Source organism: Anaerobacillus sp. (assembly GCF_046314235.1).
Lineage (GTDB): Bacteria > Bacillota > Bacilli > Bacillales > Anaerobacillaceae > Anaerobacillus.
On sequence record NZ_JBKBWN010000007.1, the window covers coordinates 142,579 to 165,433 of the forward strand.

Sequence of the window (22,855 nt, forward strand, 5' to 3'; positions counted from 1 at the left end):
AGTTTCAACTTTCCGATAAAAATTTTCTGCAATGACCCACACTCATAATAAGGAATTCACTAGGGCATGTTATGTATGATGCTTAGGCAAAACCAATACGTTGGAGGTGAATGTATCATGGCAAGAAAGCCAAGACCGACAAAAGGAAATAGAGATACCGCCATTCCTGGTGAACCAAGTGTAAACCCAATGGGCGTATCTCCAGATCATGAATTCTCAACTGAGCCGTTAAGTAAAGGTGCTTTAAAGGCGAAGAAGAGCAATACAAAAATATAATTAATTTGTAAAATATAGAGGCGAGGCTGACTCATGAATATAAGTATTAGTTACCTCAAGTGCAATATGTAATGTTGGTATCGGTCCTCCAACTATATATCGCAATAAACTTGTGGCGAGCAAAAACTTATGAGTTACCTCGCTTTATTTAATAAGAAAAAAAATAATGTTCTAGTTCCGAGCCGTTTTGCAGAAGCTTGGACTTTTTTCGGCCTTTCATGCTGGTTTGTGCGCTGTATGACACATGTCTATTTTCTTATTTAATCTTATAAAATTTGTCGTTCAAAAATCTCCATTTACTAGTATAATATAAGTTACTATTATTTTTGGAGGTCACTATGGTTCGAACAGCTATTTGGTTTGCATACTTTTGGTATCGTTTAATTATTACATATCCAGCACTACTTAAGGCAAAAAAATTATACAAAAGCGGACAGAAAAACGAGATGGAAAAACTGATTTTTAAAACAGCCGAAAAATGGGCGTATAGCCTTGTTAAACTGACAGGTTCTACAATTGAGGTAAGAGGTAGAGAGAATTTACCTGAGACAGGCCCTTTTGTCATCGTCAGTAACCATCAAGGTAATTTTGATATCCCAATTTTATTAGGTTTCTTAGAACGTCCTATTGGCTTCATTTCAAAAATTGAAGTGAAGAAATTACCGATCGTTAGGGATTGGATGGTCTATATGAATTGCGTATTTCTTGACCGTCAAGATCGCCGTCAAGCAATCAAGGCGATTAATCAAGGCGCTGAAAATATTAAAAAAGGTACGTCTATCGTTATTTTTCCAGAAGGAACTAGAAGTAAAGGAATGGAGATGAATCCTTTTAAGTCTGGTAGCTTTAAACTAGCGCAAAAAGCAGAGGCGACGATTGTTCCGATCGCCATTAATGGTTCTTATAAGATCATGGAGAAAAATGGCAATCGCATAAAGCCAGCAAATGTTACGGTGACAATATTACCTAATATTCAACCAGCTGTTTATCAAGAGAAAGATTTGAAGGAACTTGCCCTTGAAGTTCATCAGTTAATTAATAATCAATTAAAAAAATAAAGACTGCCCTGTAGGTATCAGCTTATCTCGAAGTACTTTTAGAAGTGTATGTTTGTGGGCTTTTAATAGTAAACGAGGTGACTGATACTTTTCCTTTTAGATATTCCATTAGTTTTGAACAATCGATAGAAAAATCTGAAAATAAAAAGGGAATTTCGTTTTATTAGCTAATTATATTACTATAAGTAAATTTAATTAGGAGGTACACGATCATGACAGTAAAAGAAACGTTGGATAAGCTTGCCCAAAAAATGAATAACCATTCAGAAGGGATTAGCGGAGTGAATACTGCCTATCAGTTTGATTTAAGTGGTGATGAGGAAGGAGTATATCAGGTTGTTATTAGGGATGAGCAAGTTCAAGTTTTTCAAGAAGTAAAAGAAGACCCAAATTGTACATTGCAGCTATCAGATAAAAACTTGTTGAAGTTAATTGCCGGTAATTTAAACCCTACTGTAGCATATATGAGTGGTAAGCTAAAGATTAAAGGTGAACTTGGGTTGGCCTTAAAGCTACAGGCGATTTTAAAAAAATACGAGTAAACGCTATTTTTTATTAGAAACATAAATGAATATGAAAACGAGGGCAATTCAGAAGTGGAGCGTTCAACTCAAGCATAGTAGAATGAAAAATGCATCTCTATCTATACTACTTGAGATGAGCGACACTTATGAGTCACCCTCGTTTAAATTGGCAGCGTTATCATTTTTAATTAAACGTTTGATTAATATTTTTTAGAGTAATCGACCTGCTTATTTTCCAATTTATTTTCAATTTTCTTTAGGGCATCAGGATCACTTAGTAATTGTCGTTTATTTTCCTCTACAAGTTCCTCAAATGATTTGCTATTTACTTTCCTCATTTAGCATCGTTCCTTTAATTGTATTTAACACTTTCATTATAACGTATCATAAAGGTCAGAAACACGACCAATTGTTACAATAATTCGAATTATCAGTAAAGTTATTGTTAAAGTTCCGTTACATTCACCTACTTTAGATATCGACATACATTATATAAAGGTTTAATTGTATGCAAAGTTTTAAAAAGGTGGAGTGTGATTTCATGTATTATAGTAGCTTCCAACCAGTGTCTTCCCGTGACATTGCAAAGATGTTAAATTTGGTTATTGAAGTAGTAAGATTTGAGGCAATTACAGAATTGACTTTTGATTACTTGAACGTAATTGCGCCTACTAAGGAAGATAGCAGATTTTTACGGATAATGCTAGAAGATGAACGAGAGCATTTTGATGAATTAAAAAAAGTGTACTTTACATTAACAGGGCAGCATCCAGGAGGTGATCCGCCGACATTTGAAGTTCCAGAATCATTTCTAAAAGGAATCCATGATTTGTTTTTTCAGAAGTTAGACATTATTGCTATCTATAAGAAAATAAAAAAGCTATCTCCCTATGTAGAACTTCAAAATAAGGCAGATACCTTTATTCACGATGAATTAAAACACCTCTCAATTTTAAACTATATCCTCATCAACCAAAATCGTCGTGACGAAACTATATATCAATATCGGGAGCTTCCTTTTCAATATTCTTCTCCGTATTCACAGTAAGCTCGTTATATTCCTTTTTGAACCACTATTTGACTTAGTAGGTGCAGTCCAAAAAGGAATTATTACATAGTCATGTTCAAGTGAAGCAGGGTTGATCTAGATTCTTGAGTATGAAAGACCCCTAACTTAAAAATAATTGGCAAGTGATAAACGAAATACCGGTCACATTGTTCTAACACTATTAAAGGCGTTTCGATATATTTTAATAGTTACCCACATATTATTTTATAGGAAACCTTATCGCCACAGGAAAAAGGACAAGCTTTTGGTGAGTTTAATAACAACCTTGTGGATAATATAAGCACTTACCAACAGACTTATCAACAAAATTAAAAGTTATCAACAAACCGCGTCACAAAAAAGTCACAATTGTAACCGTTTACAGCGTTAAATCGCTATTTACTTTTCTGTTTTAATTTATTAGAATATTCACATAAGTTAAATTATTTATAAGTTAATTATTAAAAAAGAGGAGGACATCTAATGACAGTATCTATTGATGTAAAAGTTCTTGAGGAAATGGAAAGAAAAATTGAGCGTTTAACTAGAGAACTTAAAGAGTTGAAAAAAACTGAAGTAAACAGTTTTGAAAGATTAGATACAGACGTCTTCCTAACAGAAGCATATAATTAATTAATTATGTAAGGGGCTGTCCCATAAGTGTCAGAACACCTCGAATTCGTACTATTGATAGATGTGTATGTTTGTACATAATCTATTTATAGTAGACGAGGTGACTGATACTTGTCTTGGGATAGCCCCTTTTATCATTTCTGGCCAATAAATAAATGCTTTAAGTGATTAATTATTTGGTGCTATTGATAGAAAATACTAACAATTCAAACTTTATTATTGTACAATAAATATAGAAAAACAATTATAGGAGGCAGGTATGATCGCTAAAGCAGAGACAATCGAAAAAATAATCTTACCGACACCGTTTTTAGTTGGACCAGTTAATGTTTATCTCATTAAAGGAGAGTTATTAACGCTTGTTGATACAGGTCCTAATAGCGCTGATACGAAAGAAGTATTAAAGCAATCGCTAAATAAATTTGGCTACTCACCTAAAGACATTGATCAAGTAATCTTAACTCATCATCACCCAGACCATGTTGGTTTAGTTGAGGATTTGTTTTCTCATGCGAGAATTGTAGGCCATAAAAAGTCTGATGCATGGCTTAGAAAAGACATAACCTTTACAACGTTTATTGAAAAATATTTTTATGAATTTTTCAGGAAGCATCATGTACCAAGTCAATTAATTGAAAAAATGGTAGAAGCAAATCGACAGTTTTTATCTTATACGGGTAGGAAAGGTCTCGATATCGAAGTAGAAGAGGGCGATACAATTGAGGGACTACCAGGTTGGAAAGTTATTGAGACTCCTGGACATGCCCAAAGTCACATCTCACTATTTCATGAAGCAGATAAACTGTTAATTGGTGGGGATCATATTATTTCGCATATTTCATCCAATGCTATCTTAGAGCCGCCATATAGTGATGACGAGGAGCGTCCACATACATTGTTGCAATATCGAGAAGCTCTGCAGAAATGTCTAGATCTTAAGTTGAGGAAGGTTTATTCTGGGCATGGCGAGGATATCGTCGATCTACAACGGTTATTAGAAATCCGCTTTAAAGAACATGAAGAAAAGGCTAAACGGTTAAAGAGTATTATTCCTAATGAAGGTATTTCAAGTTTTGAATTATGTAAACTATACTTTCCACATATTTATCAAAAACAACCGATGCTTACAATGTCGGAAATTATTGGACATTTAGATTTATTAGAATCAAGAGGCGAGATAACGACTTTAACTAGAAAAGGTCTTATTTTTTACATTAAAAACTGAGTGGTTGTTCATTCATTTTCATAAATGTAAGAAAAGTGAACATCTACCTAAAAAACATCGTTTAAGGCTAAAAAAGGTTGTACGACTTAATCAAAATATTGTTAAAATATAACTAAGATTTTAGCTGATAGGGGTGTGGAATTTGGAAGAGAGTAGAAAGAAGCTATTGATACAAAGTATTGTCATAGGTGGAATTGTTGGATCTCTCGCGGTTGCTTTTAAGTCTAAATCAAAGATGTGTTCGTGCTTATCAAGTTCTTATGAAAAGACGACAGAAATTTTAAGTTTTGTTAACGAAAATCGTGCAGAAATTATTGGTCAGTTGAAAACAACATCAGCCAAAGTTACTAAGGCAATGGATGAAACAAACCGCGATCTAAAAGCCATTACAGAAAACATTAAGCATTTGAAGAATAGTTCATCACAAATGATCTCGACCGTTCAAGAAACGAAAGACGCCCTTATTAATATGTATGTAACGGGCAAGCAAAATTTCGAGGCAGAAGCTAACCAAAAGTTGGAAGATGAAAAGAACGCATAACAACTTACTTCGTAGCACATGATAATTAGCAAGGAGGGCGTTTCAGTCCTCTTTACAAAAACCATATTCACTAGTCAATCATTCAAGAAGATGTAAGGAAAGTGAAACTGTTTTTAGAAGCAACATCTCAAATTGAGAGGTGTGATAGCCTTGAACATGGTAGTGCATTAAAGCAATTACCTATGAAAGAGGTGTTACCAGCAGACAAAAACCGCTACGGCCCTAGAACATCGATTTTGAATAGGCAGTAATGTGTTTATGGTTTTAGGAAGGTAATCACAATCGTGGTTGCCTTCTTTTTTTATAGGTAAGAATGTTTAACTTTTTCACTTTGAAAGTTGTCCACCTCTGCGTCTTTCTAATATTAGAAAAATTTCAGGGAAGACTGATAATAGGTATGTGCTTAATTCAAATCGCAATTTTGGCAGCAAGTAATTTTCCACATTGATGAAATGATTTCGTAACAGTTTCTTATATACAAAGCCCTTTTTGTTTTGTACATTAAAAATAGATAACTGCCGTTTTGGAATTATCCTATAGCAAATGAGAATGGGGTGTCTTAATGAAGAGACATGTAGTTTTTTTAGAAGTAAAAGGTGGCAATGACAAAGGAGCAGATGGTTTTAGGCCCGACACAATGCCGATGGTTAAATCTTTAGAAAAGATGGGTTGGACCGCTGAAGTTATTTTTTATACAGAAGCAAAGAAAGAAGAAATATTTCAGACGATTGTTAAAACGGCTGATGCATATATTAGCCGGATTAACCCCGGAAACTTAGAGGATGAAACAAGCTATTTCGCAATGTTACGTCAATTAACTAAGCAAGGGATCATCGGAATGGAACGCCCAGAAGTGATGATGAGCTATGGCGCTAAGGATGTACTTGTTAAGCTTAGAGACACAAGTTTGGTTCCTACAGATACATTTGCTTACTACACGATGTCTGATTTTATAGCGAACTTCCCAAAGCAGCTTGTTAAAGGTGAACGTGTCTTAAAGCAAAATCGTGGTTCGACGGGCGAAGGGATTTGGCGTGTTGAGTTAATTGATTATAGAGAAGTTGATGAAAATGGCGCGCTTTTTTCGGCGTATGTTAGATGTACAGAAGCGAAGGATAACAAAGTCCTAGAATTTCGATTAGGTGAATTTATTAATTTTTGCGAGCAGTATATTGAAGGTGAAAATGGAATGCTTGTTGATATGCCTTTTTTACCAAGGATCGTTGAAGGTGAAATTCGTATCTTAATGATAAATGATAAACCAGTCAATGTAGTTCACAAAAAGCCTGCCGAAGGAGATAACGCATTTTCGGCAACACTCTTTTCCGGTGCTAAATACCGTTACGATACACCAGAGGATTGGCCCGTATTAATTAGCCTTTTCAAAGAAAAACTGCCAATGATTGTAGAAATTTTAGGGAATTATGACTTACCACTCATTTGGACAGCTGATTTCATTTTAGATACAGATGAAAACGGTCGTGACAAATATATAATTGGTGAAATGAATTGCTCTTGCGTAGGCTTTACTTCACATCTCGAATTAAGTGATGATGTTGCAGAAGCGATTATTAAACTTGTTACGAAAAATAAAAATAAAGAATTAGAAGGACAACTTTAAAGGAAAACCCTAATTGGTGCCTGGCACCAATTAGGGTTTTTTGTCCGTATCAAAATAAAATGTTTGTTAAATGAAGAATTAGGTTATAGACAAGTAATCCATTATAAGGGGGACTTAAATTGGCATTACGAAATGTAATTAATGAATTAAAGGAAATTGAAAACAAAGGGAAAGTATTAACGATTTACTTAAATACTGATAGAGCTGAGTGTCAAAGTGGGTCTTGGAAAATAAAATTAAAGAATGGCTTAAAAAAGCTGGAAGAGTATATCCGATTGGGTAGTGATGATAAGGAAGTTAAAGAATTTAAAAAGTTAAAAAAGAAAGTAGAAAAAACAATGAACGATTCGGTAACGAATTTGCAGAAAGGTGCGATCATCTTTGCTTCAAATGTGGACAAGCTATTTTCAGTACATTTTTTGCAGGTACCTGTAGAAACAGAGTTCTTCTGGGAGGATGAGCCTAAGCTTGCACAATTAGAAGAAATTCAACGTTCATATCCAACAAGTGGTGTTGTCATTGCCAATGTAGATGAACTTATTTTAATGCACTCTGAACTGGGGGAGCTAGAAGTAATCGCTCAATTTGAATTTGAGGCTTATACAGATGATTGGAGATTATTTGAAGGGATAGCAGCTGCAGATCGAACAGCATCAAGTGCTAATCATCGTGACGCGTTTCAAGATCGATATGAGGCCAACAAACAACGTTGGATCAGAAATATGATCCCAGTAATCGAGCGCGAATCGAAGGAAAACCGTTGGAATCATATCCACATCATCGGTCAAGCTGAATATTTATCGTTGTTAGAGAACGAGCTAAATTTAAAGATAAAAAATGTCCTTAGAAAAACAGTTTCAAATATCGATCAGAAACAGATGATTAATCGCGAAGTATTGGCGATGTAGTGACAATTTTAGGAACAATGTCGTTCGCAACTAATAGTAAAAGAAAACTAAAAGTGAAAAAATGAGGCTGTCCAAAAGGGGCTCAGCTCACCTCCAAACTATAAATTGTGTAAATGCACGATCTATAGGGGACGAGGTGAATGAGCATTCTTGTGGACAGCCTTTTCCTATTACACTGCATTTTGCTTCATTACATTTACTTCACTATCCTCTTGTCGCTGCTTGAAAACAAGACCAGCAATTAGTACAAAGAGCAGCATCCCACTAATTGAGTAATAAATACTACCTGTTTCAAACAGATCGATAAAGATCCCACCAACAACTGGACCGACAATACTACCTAAAGCGAAGCAAATTGAGACCATGACATTTCCTGTAGGGATTAATGAGCTCGGAATTAAGTCTGCTAAATAAGCAATACCTAGTGAGAAAAGTGAACCTAGAAACATCCCTGCGATAATAAAGCATAGTAAGAGGCCTAGCATAGAAGATTCTAAAAAGGCCATAGCGGCGAAGGATATCGACCCAAGAAAAAGTACAGAGAGTAAGACGTTTTTTCGCCCGATTTTATCGCTTAGAATTCCTAATGGCAGCTGAGTAACTAAACTTCCCACCACAAAAGAAGGCAAAAGAATTGAAACCCATTCAATCGTAATTCCAGATCGTAAGGCGTAGACAGGGAAGCTGCCATGCAACGATGCTTCCAAAAAGCCATAGCAAAACCCTGGTAATAAAGCAAACCAAGCTAATGAAAGGACCTTTTTATATCTACCAAACGTGTTTAGACGAGACCCGGTCTCAATTTGATTATCTGGCCACTCATTACGAAGTAGCATAATAAACCCCCACGACAGAAGGCTAGTAACAGAAGCAATAATAAATGGTAAGTATTCATTAATTGCTAGTAATCGGGTCATTAAGGGCCCGATTCCAAATCCAATTCCAAAGGCTAATCCGTAAATGGATAGATTTCGACCGCGCTTTGCTTTAGGACTAGTTGAGGTAATCCAAACTTGGGTTGCGTAGTGAATTAAATTATCGCCAATCCCAACAATAACGCGAAGCATAAACCAAAACCAAAACACTTGCCAAAATGGAAACAGCAGTAATGAAGTTGCGACTAAAATTAAACCGGTGACAATGACGGGTTTATAGCCGAAGTGACGTACCGGTTTTTCGATAAATGGTGAGACTAATAATATTCCAATATAAAGACCTGCTGCGTTAAGCCCATTTAAAGATGATGAGATTCCGATTTGTTCAAGCATAATCGCAAGTAGCGGCAGCAACATCCCTTGGGAAAAGCCCGCAATCATGACCATCGCTACTAACACCCAATAACGATATACAGGATTGTTTTCCTTTAAAGTATGCATAAAAAAACTCCAATCGAAAAGTATAGGGTTAAGAGCAACCACTTCTTATTGTAACTTTTCTTACAGATGATTGAAACTAAAAAAACACGATAGTTCATTTTCATCAGGATACATCTATAATAATGAAGCTAGCGATTATTTTTTAAGTATAGCTTTTTCATAAAAAGGATGACGAAACCTGTGAGAATGTTTACAATGAGAAGCAAGAAGAAAAAAGGAAGTGATCGCGCATGAAGTTTTTTATGAAAGAAAAAAGCTTTGAAACTGAAGTGGAGTTCGGCAAGCTTCAAATTTCTGGTGATGACAAATACGGATATCGCCCATATCAACTATTAGTCTCAGCAGTAGCTGTCTGTAGTGGTGGCGTTCTTCGAAAAGTGTTAGAAAAAAAACGTCTTACATATTCTGATATTACGGTGACAACTGAAATAGAGCGCAACGAGAAAAAAGCAAACAGCGTTCAGAAGATCCATATGCATTTTGTTATTACTGGAACAGGGTTAACCGAAGAAGTGATTGAAAAGTGTTTGAAAGTAACGCGGAAAAATTGCTCAATGGTTCAATCTGTTGAAGATAGTATTGAAATTACCGAATCGTTTGAGATCATAAATCAAAATCGTTAACATGCCCTTCTCAAGATAGGAAAAAGAAAAAACTAAGGTTCGCGCTATCCAGCGAAAACCTTAGTTTTTATATCCTTACATAATGGTTGTTTCGTTATTGCCGTCAATCAGTTCGATGTGTTCTGGATTGATTTGTAATAAGCAGTATTCAGGATCGTTTGGACCATCTAACCAAGGAGTTAATTGTTCATTCCAATATTTCTCTTTTAACTGTTGGTCATTTACGATACTAGCCTTACCTTGAAGCTCAATATACTTATCACCTTTATGATCAAACCCTAAAAGAACATGGACATTTGGGTTATTTTCAATTTCCTCAACTTTATGTGTTTTCTTATTTGTTGCAGTATAAAGCTGTAATTCATCGTGAAAAAACATCATATACCTTGCATGTGGCTTGTTTCCTTGCATCGTTGATAAAACACCGACATGGTCGTTATCAATTATATTGATTACTTCTTGGATATTTTTATTTTCCATTTTCGTTACTCCTTTCAAAATATATTGGTGGGAAACATCCCTCAATATAATTTCTGTTTAAAATTGGTTTTCATTCATTTATCTTTTTAGAGAAATAGAAATGGGTAAAATAAACCAAGCTTATGAAAGATGACCATGGGATTTTTGGTTTGCACCTTTTGTTTTCACTTCGGTGAATAGGTTCTTCTCGCCGACCGATGATTTCACGATCGTCGGTGGTTGAATTTTTGTTCCGGGAAGCTGACTATGCAAATAATTGATCAAAATTTGAATATCTTGCTTTGTCGCCGGCTGAGCATATTCTTTTAATAAAAGTCCTATTTGGCCACTTGGCTCGATCGTTGCTAGTTGAACATCAGCTATCGATTTAACGTTTTCTTGACGGAGTCGAACTTCAAGTTGGTCAAAGGTTAACCGCAACTTCTTAAGGTTTTTCTCGATAGCAACTCCGTTTTCGATAACAAGGATTCCTTTTCCGGTAATAAAGCTTTCAAATTTATCATTTTTTGTTTGAATGTATTCCATGAGGATGAGGACGAGCACGAGGAGCAACGCAATTAAAAATGTAACAAAAATGTTTCGGTTACTAACTGGTTGGATCATTAAATTCCCAATTGAAATCATAATGACCGTTTGCGATACCGTAAGCTGGGAAATCGATTTTCGCCCTGCTAAGCGTAAAACAAGCGACCCTACAATGACGATCAAAATTGATTTCCACACCCAATGAAAGTCCAACATCTTCTTCACCTTCTTCTGAATAAAAATTAAAAGTAATATATCACGTAAGTTTCCATAAATAAGTAGTTATTATTCTACATCAATGAATTTCAGTATTCGCTACTAAGTTCTAAATGTAGTTGCGATAAAACCATTCGCAACTACATTTTAGTTTCATATAGCTCGATTAAAATTATGAAATTCACTCACATGTTAAATAAAATAACAGTTTTATAAGGAGTTAGTTAAATGAGTACAAAAGTAAAAAGAGCTTTAAGTTTTTTGTTAGGTTTAGGTATTCTTTCATTAGGAATTAGTTTTACAATTCTCTGTGATCTTGGTGCGGGAGCATGGGACGCTCTAAATGTGGGGCTTTCCAACTTAATAGGCTTTACTGTAGGTACGTGGGTCATCTTAATTGGAGTATTTTTAATTTTCATTAACGCATTATTATTAAAAAAGCGACCAGAGTTTATTTCAATAGTAACGGTATTAATCATCGGTTATTTTATAGATTTTTGGTTGTTATTTGTTTTCCCTGATTTAAAGCTCGAGACGATGTTGGTCCGATTTATTATATTAATTATCGGTGTTCTCCTCATGGGGTTTGGAATTGCGACTTATTTACAAGCGAAATTTGCAATCATCCCTATTGATCGATTTATGATGGCGATTCAATTGCGGTTAAAGGTAAGCTTAGGGGTCGCAAAAACGATCGCTGAAGTTACTGCTTTAGTATTTGCTTTTATTGTCGGGGGACCTATCGGAATTGGTACGATCCTTGTAACTGTTTCAATTGGGCCAATGATCCAATTGTTTTTCCCACATTTAGAACGTGTTGTTCACGGTTCTAAATAAATTGAAATAAAGAGGATAATTTTATATACCTTCGAAAAAAATAACGGTAACCAGTCTTGTAAATATCGTTATTTTAGGAGGAAGAACAACTTGAAGAAATTAATCATTGTTTTCACTTTGCTAAGCTTATTAGTTATTCAACCTTTTGTAGCTTTAGCAGATGATAAGAAGGAAGAAGAAAAAGCAATACCAAATTATGTGTTGAATATCTCAAAGGAAAATACGTATCCGAATCCGACCCAAGATTTGCCTTATCTGCAACCAAGTGAGTTAACGCAAGAACTGTTGGACACAGCGAACGTTTCCATTGAAAATCCTGAATTAATTCGAATTTTAAATGAGTCATCTATTAAAGGGAATAAACTAGGTTTTGCCTTGAATGCCTCTATTTATTTAGGGCAGTGGCCTTTAGTATATGAGTCCAATGAAACAAGTGTGAACTGGGAATATCAAAAAGTAAACACAAACTATCATGATAATCGTGGGGCTACTACGCCAAAAAGAATCCAATACGTTCAAGAGCAACAAAAGAAAATTACTGGTGGTTTAACCGCACAATTACCTAATAGTGATGAAGTCCAAAAAATGATGATGATTAAAGCCGCTCAAAATACGGGGTTACCACTCGCGTTATCTACCGTTATTGGCCATGGCACTAAAAAGGAGCAGGTTTATAATATCCCTGTTAAACAGGTAGGATATTTATATTCGTATGTACCAGCAGCTAATGAAAAAGGAAAGGTTACCTATGGTGAAGTTTTCCTCGTCATTAAAGGTGGTAAAAAGCGGATCGAAGTTAAAAATGTTACACAACAAGGGATTGGCGCGTGGATCCCTGTTCAAGACCATGTTGCTTTAAAATTCTTCTCAGCTAATCAACCACGCTAAAAAAACTTCTTAGGTGCCAGGCACCTAAGAAGTTTTTTTAAAAGATAAGAAAGTAAAACATTTTGAACTTTAAAAGTTGTCTAGCTCCGAGCGCCAGCTGCTCCTGCGGTTACTCGTCGCAAAATCGCGGAGAAGTAGCTCAAAGAAGTATTTGGCTCGAGGTCAAATAACCTGCCGAGGAAAAAGGATTTCACTTTTTCTTAGATAAAAAAGTGAAAAAGCCCACTTCCTTGCTCCTGCGGTTACTCGTCGCAAAGCTTGCAAAGATGATTATTCAAGAAGTTGCTTGTCAGAACATTTGCTTGTCGCCGCTAGGCGGGCGCTCTGCGCTTTTCTTACTTTAAGACAATCTTTGAACTTTGCTTGGTAAAATCCGTGGTTGGATAGTAAGTATCTTTTACAAGCAGATTTGGTCCTAAGCATTTCACGTTTTTACAATGGCATGAAAGGCTTTTGGCAATATCAGTATTAATCCAGTGATGATAAGCGTCTAATAGTGAAGTATCTTTCACATTGCCAAGCGGCGGCGCATCACCGAAATCAGTAACAATGATTTCACCGTCAAATATGTTAACATTAAGCCGCGAACGGCCATCGGGATCATTACGAACCGTGACGTTTTCTTCATTATATAGACGATCTAAAAGTAATAAATCCGCTTTATTTTCACTGCAAGCATAAAACGGCAGCGTTCCAAACAACATCCATACATTTTTATCGCGATGGTTTAACAGTCGCGCAATCCCATTTTGAAGCTCGAAAATAGAAGCGACTTCAAGGCTACTTGCAAAATCGCTAGGGTACATGGAATGTAAAGAATTTTGCATCTCTGTAGGCTCAGTCATACCAACAAATCCACTATCATACATAGGGTGAATTTCATGTCTTTTACATCCCATCTCCTCTACTACCTGCTTATGAATTTTTTCTAAGTGAGGTAATGTATTTTTATTAATCATTGTCTCAGCAGATACTAAAACTCCCATTTCAGATAAAGCCTTAGAATTAGTTATCATCCTGTCAAATAATTCTTTTCTTTGTTCCCTTGTAGGCTTTCTTTTCATCATAGCAAAGCCAGTATCTATAAACTCCTCTACTGTTCCCCAGTTATGAGAGATGTGTAATACATCTAGGTAAGGAGCTATGAGCTTATATCTCTCAAGCTCCAATGTTAGGTTAGAGTTTATCTGAGTGTAGATACCTCTCTCATGTGCATACTTCAATAAAGGTAATACATAGTTTTCTACTGACTTTAAGGACATCATAGGCTCTCCACCTGTGATGCTTATTGTTCTAAGTGTAGGTATTTCAGCTAATCTTTGCAGTAATAGCTCTAAAGGAAGTGCCTCAGGGTCTTTATGTTGGAGGGTATGTCCTACAGCACAATGTCTACATCTCATATTACAGAGGTTAGTAGTGGTAAATTCTATGCTAGATAGGGTTGTTTTACCATAAAGCTCTATATCTAAGTAAGCCTCCCAAGCATCATTTTGAGGACTGCTTTTAGTTTTGTTTTGAATTTGATTCATTTCAATTACTCCTATCTTATTTATACCTAACTATTATGATTAAATTGTATAACATATGTCAATGAGAAGTACATATAACCATCCTATGTAAAACATCTTGCAACATTATAAATACCTGTTATAATAGGGTTTATGATAGCCTGTTTGAGTTAATATGCTTTTATAATAGACAGGTCAAAGAGAGAATAGGAGCAAATACAACATGAGCAACATGAGCAAATTACAAAAAAAGCTAGTAGCTATTTATGTCAGAAAGTCTAGGTTAAAGGATGCTGATGCCCTAGAGATAAACAGGCAGTTAGAGCTACTTACTGACTATGCAGAGTCTAACAATATGGAATATGAGGTATTTTCTGAGGAAGGTAGCTCTGAGGATGATAATAGACCTGAGTATCAGAGGATGAAAATGGAGCTTAAAAGGAATATTTATGATGGAGTCCTTGTTACAGACCAAGACAGATTAACAAGAGATAGAACAGACTTTGGTATGTTTGTAAGGTTTATGAAAAGTGAGGGCTTATTGCTCTTTACTCTCCATAAAACTTATAACTTTTTAAATGATGATGACATCTTTGTATCAGGTATCCAGTCAGAAATGGATAACCATTTTATGAGGATGACTAAAAGAAAGCTCAAGAGAGGTAGAATACAAGCTATCAAAAAGGGAGTTTACTTTGGTATAGCTCCTTTTGGATATACAAAGGATGACAATAAGCATTTACTACCTCATCCTGAGGAGGCTAAGGTAGTAGAACTTATTTATGATCTGTATGTTAATCAGGGTTACAATCAGACTGAGATAGTAGAACAGTTAAGCCTCAGAGGTATTACAAATAGAGCAGGTCAGCCCTTCTCTGTTAGAGGTCTCTCTTTAATCCTCACTAATGTAGCTTATAGAGGAGTAGTACATTATGAGTTACAGGGAGAGGATGTTATAAATGTTGAGGAGGCTCATCCTGCTTTAGTAGATGCAGACACATTTAATAAGGCTCAGCAACTAAAAGAAAAGCATAGGAAAGTACCTCAGTCATCTCAGAGAGGAGTATATACATTATCTAAACTGCTAGTATGCCCTGAGTGTAAACAGACCTTATCTTTTTGTATGAAGTATGGTAACAGGAAAGGTAAAGCTGAGTTAGATAAGGACAGTAGGGAGCTTTATGTACTTAACTGTCATTCCTCTAAAGGTCATAAAGCTAAGCAGGAGGCTAAGGATAATCCTAGATGTATCAATAATGGAGTTAAAGCCTCTAGGGTAGAGGAGGCAATACTTAAAGAGCTAACAGAGCATCTCTCAGAGTTAGATAATGCTATAGAGGCTATTATTGCAGGAGATAACAGCTTTATCAGTAAAGTAGCTCAGAAACAACAAGAGCTAACTCTACAATATAACAAGCTAGATGAACAAAAGAAAAGGGTACAGGATGGTTTTAAAGCAGGTATCTATGAGCAGGATGAGGCTACTCAGGAGATTAAGAACATTAAGGAGAAACAGCAGTATATAACTCAGGAGCTAAGCTCTCTAGAGGGAGCAGATGCTAAGTCTGAGATAGATAAGCATAAGAAAGCAAAGGATAAAATAGAAAGACTCTTATCTTTAGATATGGATGCTGATACTACTAAGACTAATAAGCTCCTCTTAGATGTAATTGATAGGGTCTATTATTGGAAAGAAAAAAGTGATGTAGGAGGAGAAAAGCCTTTTAGCATCAGAGTAGAATATAAGTAAGCAGGACTATTAGAGAGTTTTCTAATACTAGGAGGCTTTAGATGAGCAGGACATTAGGTTACATGAGAATATCAACTAGAAAAGAGGAGCAAAAGTTTGACAGGCAGGAGGAACAGCTTAAAACAAACTGCGAATACATCTATTCAGATAGAATATCAGGAGCTAAGAGAGATAGACCTGAGCTTAACAAGATGCTAGAGGAGTTACAGGCAGGGGATACAGTTTTAATAGTCAGTATTGACAGACTAAGCAGGTCTACAAAGGACTTACTAGAGATAGTAGAGCTGATAAAGTCTAAAGGAGCTTATCTAAAGTCAGTCTCAGATAGTTGGTTAGATACTACTGCTGATAATCCTATGTCAGACTTTCTACTTACTATAATGGGAGCTTTAGGGCAGATGGAAAGAGCTATGATTACTCAGAGAGTAAAAGAAGGAGTTAAGGTAGCTCAGGAGAAGGGTGTTAAGTTTGGCAGACCTACTAAGAGCTGTACAAAGGTAGGTTATGCTCTAGAGCTTTATGATGCAGGTAAGCATACTGCTAAACAGATTGCAGACATTACAGGAGTAAGTAAGGCTACAATATATAGAAAATTAAAGGAAAGAGGGATTAGCTGATGGCTAGTCTCTTTTTTGTCTACTTTTGTTTTGCTAAATAAATATCATATCTAGGAATAAAATGGTAATATTAAAAATAAGAATATAATACAAGCCTATTTTACTAGGTTTCTAATCTTGTTATAAGGAGGAATACAATGTCTGAGGAAAATAATCAATTAGAGCAACAGGAACTTTCTGAGATTGAACTTAATGCCATTATTGAGAGGGCAAAGGATTTTTTTAGGAATGAAATTGTACCAAATCATATTGCTAGGACTGAGGAATGTAGAAACCTTAGTAATTTTAGGTTAAATCCTTTTCTTGATAAATATAAAGCTACCTTTATTAAGGGTAATGATAATCCTAGAAGTATTGCTGAGGCTTTAGTATATCCAAGAGTAATAGGTACATCCCTTAATACCATCTTTGGAAATCAGGTACAAAAGTTTTGTCATGTTGTCTTAGAGGGCTTTTCATCATTAATCCCAGGTCTTGATATTGAGTTTGTTGACAAAATTGATGGTAGAAGAAAGTATTGTCAAGTTAAAGCAAGTACAAATACCATTAATTCTGGTGATGTAAAAACAATTAAAGATCATTTTACAGATATTAGAAACCTTGCTAGGACTAATAATGCTAATATTGGTTTTAATGACTTAATTGTAGGAGTTTTCTATGGTGAGCCTGAGGAACTAAATGCACATTACAAAAAAGTACAACTAGACCATCCTGTAATTGTTGGTGCTGAATTTTGGCATAGGTTAACAGGTCATGAAGATTTTTATAATAGAATTACAGGGGCTATAAGTGAGGTAGCCTTAGAGTATGATGGTACTGAATTAGTTGAAAGTGTAATTGTGGATTTAGAAAGGCAAATAGAAAACTCTTTAAACTCTGACAATTTACAAGCATCTCTTTTTGATGAAGAGAATTAGTTAAAAAAGGGATACTACATAGAGTATCCCTTTTTTTATGTTATTTCTTTAGATGTTTAATCCACTCATCTAAATCTGCAACAACCTCATCAAAACTTTTATCAAAAGGATATTTCTCTGCTAATTGGTTCTGCTCATCATCAGAAAGAGCCTCCCATTGTTCACTGGCTTGTAGCATATTCTCTTTCATTTGTTCCAACTGATTGATTAATTTGTTCAAGATTTTTGCCTCCTGTTTCATTAATAAGATTTAATGTATTAACAATAGATAATCCAATAGCTTTAGCCATGTTTACAGGAACAGCATTCCCAATTTGTTTATAAGCATTACTCATTGAGCAATCAAACTCCCAATTATCAGGGAAACTTTGTATCCTAGCATATTCTCTTACAGTAAAAGGTCTAGTTTCATCAGGGTGACATCTTTCAGTCTGTTTTTGGGCAGGTGAGCAGGTTAATGTTAAAGAGGGCTCATCCCATGATAACCTCCTAGCCATTCCTGTTCTGCCTCCACCTGAGTAATAACTTTTACCCATATAATCCTTAGCTATTTCATCAGGAAGGTCTCTCCAATAGCCTCCTGGAGGTACAAGGTCTAAAACTTTCTTTTTAGTATCAGGATACTTTACTCCATCAGACTTAGGTACATCTTTTAGTATATCTTTAAGGGTTAGCTCATAGCCATAAGGTTTTGGGAAAAAGTATTCTAATTCCTCTTTTTTTACTAAGTCATTCCTAATCCCTACAATTACAATTCTTTCCCTTTTTTGAGCTACATCATAATCTAATGCTCTAAGAACTTTCCATTTTACTTTATAACCAATATTAGAGAATACCTCTAGCATAGTCTTTAATGTATTACCTCCATCATGGTTAACAAGCCCTCTTACATTTTCAGCTAGAAACATTTTTGGCTTTAGCTTGTCCAAAATTTTGGCATAATAAAAGAACATTGTGCCTCTAGCATCCTGTAAGCCACCTTTTTTTCCTGCATAGCTAAAGGCTTGGCATGGATAGCCTCCTGATAGTAGGTCAAGCTCCCCAACATCAGGTACATCCATATAATTTTCTAGTCCATTTTCAGTAACCTTCTCAATATCTTCCTCAATTACATGCCAATTAGGTCTGTTTTTTCTAAGGGTTTGACAGGCATGTTTGTCAATTTCAATATGCCCAATAGCATCAAAACCTGCATTCTCTAGACCTAATCCTAAACCTCCTGCACCTGCAAATAACTCTAGAACACTATATTTTTTATTAGGTGTTATACCCCTTACCTCAACAAAATCATTGTTATCATTTGCTGTCTGATCAGTAATCTTTTTCCCTTTTTTATAGATAATAGATGACTTACTATTTCCATCATCATCTTCTCCAAAATCTAAATCCAACTCCAACTGTTCAGTAATTTCCTCTAGCTTTACATCAAGTTTTTCACATAGTTTCATAGCATTAGATTTAATAGGGTTAAAGCTAGGAGAGAGTAACATAGAAAGCTGATTTTTACTAAAGCCTAGTTGTTCAGCTAATTCTTTTTGAGTAGATATACCATGTTTTTTCATATGTAATCTAACTTTATCCTTGCTGATAGTATACACAAGTAACCCTCCTATAAGTTAAAAATTATTTGAACTTTAGTTAGGGTTATTATAAAGGCTTGTACACCTATAAGTCAACAAATTATAACATATTTTTACCAATGATATTTTAGTAGGATAATGTAGTAATATCATAAAATATTAGCAGAACCACTTTAAAAAGATATTCCTCAGCTCCTAAGATTAGGGCTATTAACAGCTTAAATTTTACTACTCTAGAGGAGGATTGGTTACAATATAGGAAAGGTGCTTTATCTGCATCATATCAAAGGAGTAGAGCTAAAAGACATGAGACAGCAGGTAGGTAAGGGTATCCCTACTATTACTATAAAAGCTATCCTAAGAGGGTTTAGCAGGCAAGCAGGGCAAGAGACAATACTAGCATATAATACAGCTATGGAGATGCCACAGAATGAGCAGGAGAGGGTTATAATGGACAGGATGTATAAATAATTAAATAGGTAGTATTACAGGAGGTGGAGCTTAAAGGCTTTGCCCCCTCCTTTTCTGTATATAGGAAATAGTGATTTATATAAAGCATGAGCCATTTTATATAGTGCTGTTTACTGGATACCCCCTTAACAGTAGAGGAGCAGTAGAATAGTTTTAGTTATTGCCTCCTGCTACTGCATTTTTAGGAATTATATATTTACTGCATAACCCTACCAATAATCCCTACCCCCTTTCCCCCTATATACCCCTCAGAGCCTCTCATACCCTTTTATAAGAGTCTTTGTCCTGATATGTACAATAGTCCTGAAAATACTTACTGTTCAATCTGAGTTAATATAAGTAGTCTGAGAGCTATTGACAAAGAGTAGTTATTATGTACCTTGCTAACTGTAAATGTACCCCTACTTTTACTGATGCTGTAGGTCTCTCAAAAAGAGTAGTTATTGAGACTAATAATCTGCCAATAGTTTTAAACATAGCTTTAAGGCTTAAAGCTGTCTCATAAGTAAGTATCAAAAGTATGAGCCTCTACCTGTAGCCCTTAACAGTTAGATACTCCCCCTATAATAGTAAGCCCTCCCTATAAGACTGTTTAGCCCTCCCTATTGTAAATGTACCCCTATACTAAACAGCCCTCCCTATGTCCAGTAGATAGCACTGCTCCTAAGTCCTGCTGATTTATTTACTGAGAGGACTGGCAGGAGTGGAGCTGATGTAATGCCTGATAGAATGTAAAGTTAAAATACTTGACAGGAGGGAGGGAGCTACTGGTTGTGTTTGTTGCATCTATTACCTCTCACTATACTTTCCCTATAATCTCCTGCCTCTACCTGTAGCCCTTACTGTATAAGGCTTTAGAGCCTCTCACTGTACTCTAACTGCTCACTAACTGTACCTTTCCTGTCTATTCCTACAGGCTCTATTTACATCCTCTGACAGCCTCTTAACTGTCCTCTATTTCCTCTTATAGTCCTGTTTATTTCCCATACCTTAACTATAATCCTTAACTGTTATAGCAGTAACATTAGTCCTAGCAGAGCTAGTTCTAGAGTCCTGAGCAAGCTCAGTCCTCAATACAAAGATTAAATAGATGTGTAATACAAAAAGAGAGATACAACAGCTCAGGTTATTATTGTAGTATGGATGCCCTTTAGGGCAGACATAAGGCTTTAGCCTTTGCCTTTACTAACTGTATTTGACAAAGTGGTGAAAGTATGTACAGTACCTAAAAAGAACAAAAAAAGAGAGCCTAACAACTACAGAATTAACTGCAATAATTAGGCTTAAATAGAGTATGAGAGAACTGCTCATACAACTAACTATATAGGAGATACTGTTACTAATGAACAGTAATGAATATGCCCTCACATAAGAGGTACATACTATAGCTCATCTCCTACAGCATATTTAAAGTTATTTGTCAAATACAGCTAAAATACTGCTTAGAGTCTGTCAGGTTTCTTTATGTAAGATAAGAGAGAACCTACTTTTGTAAAACAGGGTTGAGCCTTAGAGACACAAGGGATATAGCTGTTTTAGTGATGTGCATTTTTACCCCCCTATTAGCCCTAAAAGGTGCATTTTTACCCCCCAATAAAGTCCAAGATATACACAGCTACAGATACAAAAAAAGAGAGAGTTTAAATGCTCTCCCCTGTTAAAGTAAAGTCAGCTTTTAGCTCCTCATCAGGCATAACTCCTCTAAAGAATAGGCTAGGATTAACCTTATAAATAGAGTTTTTACCTGCTCTAAAAGTACCAAAAACATGTATACTTGACAATTTTATTTTAATATGATTTTTAACATTCTTCTCATCTAGTCCAGTAATCTCTATTAAGTCCTTTTGTGATAAAGCTTCAGCCTTAGCATAGTCCCTCTCAAAAGGGTATCTTACAAGGTGATTAGACTGATAGTGCATGTAAGGTAACAGCATAAATAGAAAGCCAATGTCAGCAGGTTTAATCTCCTCCTGATTGTACAGCTCCTGTACTGAGCCTATGAACATCTTAACAACTTTATCAGACCTGTTAGAGCCTCTAAAGCAGTATTTTTTAGCAATATAAAAAGCCTGATACTCCTTATCATAAAGAGTAACAGACTCCTGATACATCAGCCCTAACTCTATAAACTTGTTAATTACTTTAGAGTATGCTCTCCTGTCTTTCATCCTTAAAGCCTGTCCTATCTCTTTCTTAATCATTGGCAGAGTAGACTTAGGCTGTCTTAACATATTGTCATAGCTAATATAGCTTTGTAAGATTAGAAAGTATCCTAGCTCCTTAGTGTTAAGCTCCTCTAGTCCAGTAAGCTCCTTAGATGCCTCCATATTTACAATAGTAAAAGGATTATCTGCTTTGTTCCTGTAGGTCTGTAACTCTTTCCTCTTTTTAGACTGCTCCTGCATCAGAGGAGTAACTACTTTTACATCCTGCCTTACCTCACCATTAGCATCTACTACAGTAAATACCTCTTTAGCTATTATTCTTTGTTCTACATCATTCATTATCCTGCTCATGTTGTTCCTCTCCTTATAGTTAGTTTTCTGGAATAAAAAAGAGCCTCTGCTTATGCTGATAGCTCCTTAAACACCTCTTTTAATTTGTTTGGCTGTCTTGTTTTCAGAGTCATGAAAGCATGATAACAATCTTTTCTGCTCTTTCCATTGACAATATTTTTAATAGTAGTCCTGCTTACTGGAAACTGCTCCTCTAGCTGATAAGGTAACTTTCCCTCAACTTTGTTAAGGTAGAGCATCCTGTAAACATCCTTATCTGTTAGCTTTACATTGTAAAAGTCATTACTCATTAGACTCAGCCTCCTTAGCTTTCCTGAGAGCCTTAGTTAGCTGATGCTTAGCAGGTCTAGCTTTTTTCCATTCCTTGTACTTATCTAACTTAGCCTCTATTTCTTTATCAAAATAGTCCTGATATATGCTTACTGCTGTTCTGTTCATTGTTTATCCTCCTAATAGTTTAATTGTAGGCTATATCTTCCTACATACTTATATCCTGCTGAGAGTGAGCTATTAAAGTGACTACAGAAAAAAACTACAATTTATTTAGGTAGTGTAGTATCTACTACTGGTATTAGAGACATTTGACAAATTATGATTAATATGCTTATGTACCAAAAACTTGTACCTATCTTTACAGCTTATATATCTCTATCTTTTTATTAGTAATTAAAGATATGTCTCAGAAACTGGTACAGGGAAAGTTAATCTATATATTTC

The 22,855-nt window shown here is 35.5% G+C and carries 26 protein-coding genes; 16 read left to right on the top strand and 10 right to left on the bottom strand.

Annotated elements, in window-relative coordinates:
- The first annotated feature begins 117 nt into the window (after positions 1-117).
- The 3 genes from ACK4M9_RS11855 to ACK4M9_RS11865 all read left to right on the top strand — a co-directional run bounded on the left by ACK4M9_RS11855 (position 118) and on the right by ACK4M9_RS11865 (position 1,876).
- Entirely contained in the window at positions 118-276 is a 159-nt protein-coding gene (locus ACK4M9_RS11855; RefSeq protein ID WP_261176692.1) for a small, acid-soluble spore protein L, read from the top strand.
- 338 nt (positions 277-614) lie between these two features.
- Positions 615-1,334, top strand: a complete 720-nt coding sequence (locus ACK4M9_RS11860; protein ID WP_409850648.1) for a lysophospholipid acyltransferase family protein — start codon at positions 615-617, stop codon at positions 1,332-1,334.
- A 212-nt stretch (positions 1,335-1,546) separates the two neighbouring features.
- Positions 1,547-1,876 (top strand): SCP2 sterol-binding domain-containing protein, encoded by a 330-nt coding sequence (locus ACK4M9_RS11865; RefSeq protein WP_409850650.1) that lies wholly within the window; start codon positions 1,547-1,549, stop codon positions 1,874-1,876.
- Between the two features lie 182 nt (positions 1,877-2,058).
- On the opposite strand, the gene ACK4M9_RS11870 is transcribed toward ACK4M9_RS11865, so the two are convergent.
- A complete protein-coding gene (locus tag ACK4M9_RS11870) occupies positions 2,059-2,196 on the bottom strand; it encodes an FbpB family small basic protein (RefSeq protein ID WP_409850652.1) in 138 nt (45 codons plus the stop codon).
- Positions 2,197-2,399: 203 nt separating this feature from the next.
- Here ACK4M9_RS11870 and ACK4M9_RS11875 point away from each other — a divergent pair, with 203 nt between their 5' ends.
- From ACK4M9_RS11875 to ACK4M9_RS11905, 7 genes are all read left to right on the top strand, one after another.
- Positions 2,400-2,906: a hypothetical protein gene (locus ACK4M9_RS11875; protein WP_409850654.1), complete on the top strand. Its 507-nt coding sequence runs from the start codon at positions 2,400-2,402 to the stop codon at positions 2,904-2,906.
- A gap of 483 nt (positions 2,907-3,389) precedes the next feature.
- The gene (locus ACK4M9_RS11880; protein ID WP_409850656.1) at positions 3,390-3,539 is read left to right on the top strand and encodes a hypothetical protein; all 150 of its coding nucleotides are present in this window, start codon (positions 3,390-3,392) and stop codon (positions 3,537-3,539) included.
- Positions 3,540-3,798: 259 nt separating this feature from the next.
- Positions 3,799-4,764: an MBL fold metallo-hydrolase gene (locus tag ACK4M9_RS11885; protein ID WP_409850658.1), complete on the top strand. Its 966-nt coding sequence runs from the start codon at positions 3,799-3,801 to the stop codon at positions 4,762-4,764.
- 142 nt (positions 4,765-4,906) lie between these two features.
- Positions 4,907-5,305: a hypothetical protein gene (locus tag ACK4M9_RS11890; protein WP_409850660.1), complete on the top strand. Its 399-nt coding sequence runs from the start codon at positions 4,907-4,909 to the stop codon at positions 5,303-5,305.
- 101 nt (positions 5,306-5,406) lie between these two features.
- Positions 5,407-5,556: a hypothetical protein gene (locus tag ACK4M9_RS11895; protein ID WP_409850662.1), complete on the top strand. Its 150-nt coding sequence runs from the start codon at positions 5,407-5,409 to the stop codon at positions 5,554-5,556.
- A gap of 311 nt (positions 5,557-5,867) precedes the next feature.
- The gene (locus ACK4M9_RS11900) at positions 5,868-6,926 is read left to right on the top strand and encodes a Cj0069 family protein (RefSeq protein ID WP_409850664.1); all 1,059 of its coding nucleotides are present in this window, start codon (positions 5,868-5,870) and stop codon (positions 6,924-6,926) included.
- A 119-nt stretch (positions 6,927-7,045) separates the two neighbouring features.
- Positions 7,046-7,834 (top strand): VLRF1 family aeRF1-type release factor, encoded by a 789-nt coding sequence (locus ACK4M9_RS11905; protein ID WP_409850666.1) that lies wholly within the window; start codon positions 7,046-7,048, stop codon positions 7,832-7,834.
- A 170-nt stretch (positions 7,835-8,004) separates the two neighbouring features.
- Here the strand turns inward: ACK4M9_RS11905 and ACK4M9_RS11910 are convergent, their stop codons facing one another.
- Complete coding sequence (locus ACK4M9_RS11910) at positions 8,005-9,210, bottom strand: MFS transporter (RefSeq protein ID WP_409850668.1); 1,206 nt, start codon at positions 9,208-9,210, stop codon at positions 8,005-8,007.
- 230 nt (positions 9,211-9,440) lie between these two features.
- On the opposite strand from ACK4M9_RS11910, the gene ACK4M9_RS11915 reads away from it, so the two are divergent.
- Complete coding sequence (locus ACK4M9_RS11915) at positions 9,441-9,833, top strand: OsmC family protein (protein WP_409850670.1); 393 nt, start codon at positions 9,441-9,443, stop codon at positions 9,831-9,833.
- 75 nt (positions 9,834-9,908) lie between these two features.
- Here ACK4M9_RS11915 and ACK4M9_RS11920 read toward each other — a convergent pair whose 3' ends face one another.
- Both ACK4M9_RS11920 and ACK4M9_RS11925 read right to left on the bottom strand, forming a co-directional pair.
- Entirely contained in the window at positions 9,909-10,313 is a 405-nt protein-coding gene (locus tag ACK4M9_RS11920) for a pyridoxamine 5'-phosphate oxidase family protein (RefSeq protein ID WP_409850672.1), read from the bottom strand.
- Between the two features lie 120 nt (positions 10,314-10,433).
- Positions 10,434-11,054: a DUF421 domain-containing protein gene (locus tag ACK4M9_RS11925; protein WP_409850674.1), complete on the bottom strand. Its 621-nt coding sequence runs from the start codon at positions 11,052-11,054 to the stop codon at positions 10,434-10,436.
- A gap of 228 nt (positions 11,055-11,282) precedes the next feature.
- Here ACK4M9_RS11925 and ACK4M9_RS11930 point away from each other — a divergent pair, with 228 nt between their 5' ends.
- Both ACK4M9_RS11930 and ACK4M9_RS11935 read left to right on the top strand, forming a co-directional pair.
- Complete coding sequence (locus ACK4M9_RS11930; RefSeq protein WP_409850676.1) at positions 11,283-11,891, top strand: YczE/YyaS/YitT family protein; 609 nt, start codon at positions 11,283-11,285, stop codon at positions 11,889-11,891.
- A 90-nt stretch (positions 11,892-11,981) separates the two neighbouring features.
- Positions 11,982-12,779 carry a YfkD family protein gene (locus ACK4M9_RS11935; protein ID WP_409850678.1) on the top strand — a complete coding sequence of 266 codons (798 nt, stop codon included), beginning with the start codon at positions 11,982-11,984 and terminating at the stop codon, positions 12,777-12,779.
- 335 nt (positions 12,780-13,114) lie between these two features.
- On the opposite strand, the gene yfkAB is transcribed toward ACK4M9_RS11935, so the two are convergent.
- Positions 13,115-14,308, bottom strand: coding sequence for a radical SAM/CxCxxxxC motif protein YfkAB (yfkAB, locus tag ACK4M9_RS11940; protein ID WP_409850680.1), 1,194 nt, complete (start codon positions 14,306-14,308; stop codon positions 13,115-13,117).
- Between the two features lie 202 nt (positions 14,309-14,510).
- On the opposite strand from yfkAB, the gene ACK4M9_RS11945 reads away from it, so the two are divergent.
- The 3 genes from ACK4M9_RS11945 to ACK4M9_RS11955 all read left to right on the top strand — a co-directional run bounded on the left by ACK4M9_RS11945 (position 14,511) and on the right by ACK4M9_RS11955 (position 17,571).
- On the top strand, positions 14,511-16,037 hold the full coding sequence (locus ACK4M9_RS11945) for a recombinase family protein (RefSeq protein WP_409850682.1): 1,527 nt from the start codon (positions 14,511-14,513) through the stop codon (positions 16,035-16,037).
- A gap of 41 nt (positions 16,038-16,078) precedes the next feature.
- Entirely contained in the window at positions 16,079-16,654 is a 576-nt protein-coding gene (locus tag ACK4M9_RS11950; RefSeq protein ID WP_409850684.1) for a recombinase family protein, read from the top strand.
- A gap of 137 nt (positions 16,655-16,791) precedes the next feature.
- Positions 16,792-17,571 carry a PmeII family type II restriction endonuclease gene (locus ACK4M9_RS11955; protein ID WP_409850686.1) on the top strand — a complete coding sequence of 260 codons (780 nt, stop codon included), beginning with the start codon at positions 16,792-16,794 and terminating at the stop codon, positions 17,569-17,571.
- Between the two features lie 40 nt (positions 17,572-17,611).
- On the opposite strand, the gene ACK4M9_RS11960 is transcribed toward ACK4M9_RS11955, so the two are convergent.
- The 5 genes from ACK4M9_RS11960 to ACK4M9_RS11980 form a co-directional block, all read right to left on the bottom strand.
- Positions 17,612-17,791, bottom strand: a complete 180-nt coding sequence (locus ACK4M9_RS11960) for a hypothetical protein (protein WP_409850688.1) — start codon at positions 17,789-17,791, stop codon at positions 17,612-17,614.
- Positions 17,733-19,133, bottom strand: a complete 1,401-nt coding sequence (locus tag ACK4M9_RS11965; protein WP_409850876.1) for a DNA cytosine methyltransferase — start codon at positions 19,131-19,133, stop codon at positions 17,733-17,735. Before ACK4M9_RS11965 ends, ACK4M9_RS11960 begins: the two co-directional genes overlap by 59 nt.
- Positions 19,134-21,262: 2,129 nt before the next feature.
- Positions 21,263-22,138 carry a hypothetical protein gene (locus ACK4M9_RS11970; RefSeq protein ID WP_409850690.1) on the bottom strand — a complete coding sequence of 292 codons (876 nt, stop codon included), beginning with the start codon at positions 22,136-22,138 and terminating at the stop codon, positions 21,263-21,265.
- Between the two features lie 50 nt (positions 22,139-22,188).
- Entirely contained in the window at positions 22,189-22,428 is a 240-nt protein-coding gene (locus ACK4M9_RS11975; RefSeq protein ID WP_409850692.1) for a hypothetical protein, read from the bottom strand.
- Positions 22,421-22,576 (bottom strand): hypothetical protein, encoded by a 156-nt coding sequence (locus ACK4M9_RS11980; RefSeq protein ID WP_409850694.1) that lies wholly within the window; start codon positions 22,574-22,576, stop codon positions 22,421-22,423. The genes ACK4M9_RS11975 and ACK4M9_RS11980 overlap by 8 nt, the downstream gene beginning before the upstream one ends.
- Between the last annotated feature and the right edge of the window lie 279 nt (positions 22,577-22,855).

Excerpts from the sequence above, each read along its gene's own strand:
- ACK4M9_RS11975 (WP_409850692.1), bottom strand. The coding sequence starts at position 22,428 with ATGAGTAATGACTTTTACAATGTAAAGCTAACAGATAAGGATGTTTAC.
- ACK4M9_RS11910 (WP_409850668.1), bottom strand. The coding sequence starts at position 9,210 with ATGCATACTTTAAAGGAAAACAATCCTGTATATCGTTATTGGGTGTTA.
- ACK4M9_RS11950 (WP_409850684.1), top strand. The coding sequence starts at position 16,079 with ATGAGCAGGACATTAGGTTACATGAGAATATCAACTAGAAAAGAGGAG.
- ACK4M9_RS11965 (WP_409850876.1), bottom strand. The coding sequence starts at position 19,133 with ATGAAAAAACATGGTATATCTACTCAAAAAGAATTAGCTGAACAACTA.
- ACK4M9_RS11885 (WP_409850658.1), top strand. The coding sequence starts at position 3,799 with ATGATCGCTAAAGCAGAGACAATCGAAAAAATAATCTTACCGACACCG.
- ACK4M9_RS11860 (WP_409850648.1), top strand. The coding sequence starts at position 615 with ATGGTTCGAACAGCTATTTGGTTTGCATACTTTTGGTATCGTTTAATT.
- ACK4M9_RS11970 (WP_409850690.1), bottom strand. The coding sequence starts at position 22,138 with ATGAGCAGGATAATGAATGATGTAGAACAAAGAATAATAGCTAAAGAG.
- ACK4M9_RS11870 (WP_409850652.1), bottom strand. The coding sequence starts at position 2,196 with ATGAGGAAAGTAAATAGCAAATCATTTGAGGAACTTGTAGAGGAAAAT.
- ACK4M9_RS11920 (WP_409850672.1), bottom strand. The coding sequence starts at position 10,313 with ATGGAAAATAAAAATATCCAAGAAGTAATCAATATAATTGATAACGAC.
- ACK4M9_RS11955 (WP_409850686.1), top strand. The coding sequence starts at position 16,792 with ATGTCTGAGGAAAATAATCAATTAGAGCAACAGGAACTTTCTGAGATT.
- ACK4M9_RS11915 (WP_409850670.1), top strand. The coding sequence starts at position 9,441 with ATGAAGTTTTTTATGAAAGAAAAAAGCTTTGAAACTGAAGTGGAGTTC.
- ACK4M9_RS11925 (WP_409850674.1), bottom strand. The coding sequence starts at position 11,054 with ATGTTGGACTTTCATTGGGTGTGGAAATCAATTTTGATCGTCATTGTA.
- ACK4M9_RS11930 (WP_409850676.1), top strand. The coding sequence starts at position 11,283 with ATGAGTACAAAAGTAAAAAGAGCTTTAAGTTTTTTGTTAGGTTTAGGT.
- yfkAB (WP_409850680.1), bottom strand. The coding sequence starts at position 14,308 with ATGAATCAAATTCAAAACAAAACTAAAAGCAGTCCTCAAAATGATGCT.
- ACK4M9_RS11865 (WP_409850650.1), top strand. The coding sequence starts at position 1,547 with ATGACAGTAAAAGAAACGTTGGATAAGCTTGCCCAAAAAATGAATAAC.
- ACK4M9_RS11855 (WP_261176692.1), top strand. The coding sequence starts at position 118 with ATGGCAAGAAAGCCAAGACCGACAAAAGGAAATAGAGATACCGCCATT.
- ACK4M9_RS11980 (WP_409850694.1), bottom strand. The coding sequence starts at position 22,576 with ATGAACAGAACAGCAGTAAGCATATATCAGGACTATTTTGATAAAGAA.
- ACK4M9_RS11945 (WP_409850682.1), top strand. The coding sequence starts at position 14,511 with ATGAGCAACATGAGCAAATTACAAAAAAAGCTAGTAGCTATTTATGTC.
- ACK4M9_RS11875 (WP_409850654.1), top strand. The coding sequence starts at position 2,400 with ATGTATTATAGTAGCTTCCAACCAGTGTCTTCCCGTGACATTGCAAAG.
- ACK4M9_RS11880 (WP_409850656.1), top strand. The coding sequence starts at position 3,390 with ATGACAGTATCTATTGATGTAAAAGTTCTTGAGGAAATGGAAAGAAAA.
- ACK4M9_RS11900 (WP_409850664.1), top strand. The coding sequence starts at position 5,868 with ATGAAGAGACATGTAGTTTTTTTAGAAGTAAAAGGTGGCAATGACAAA.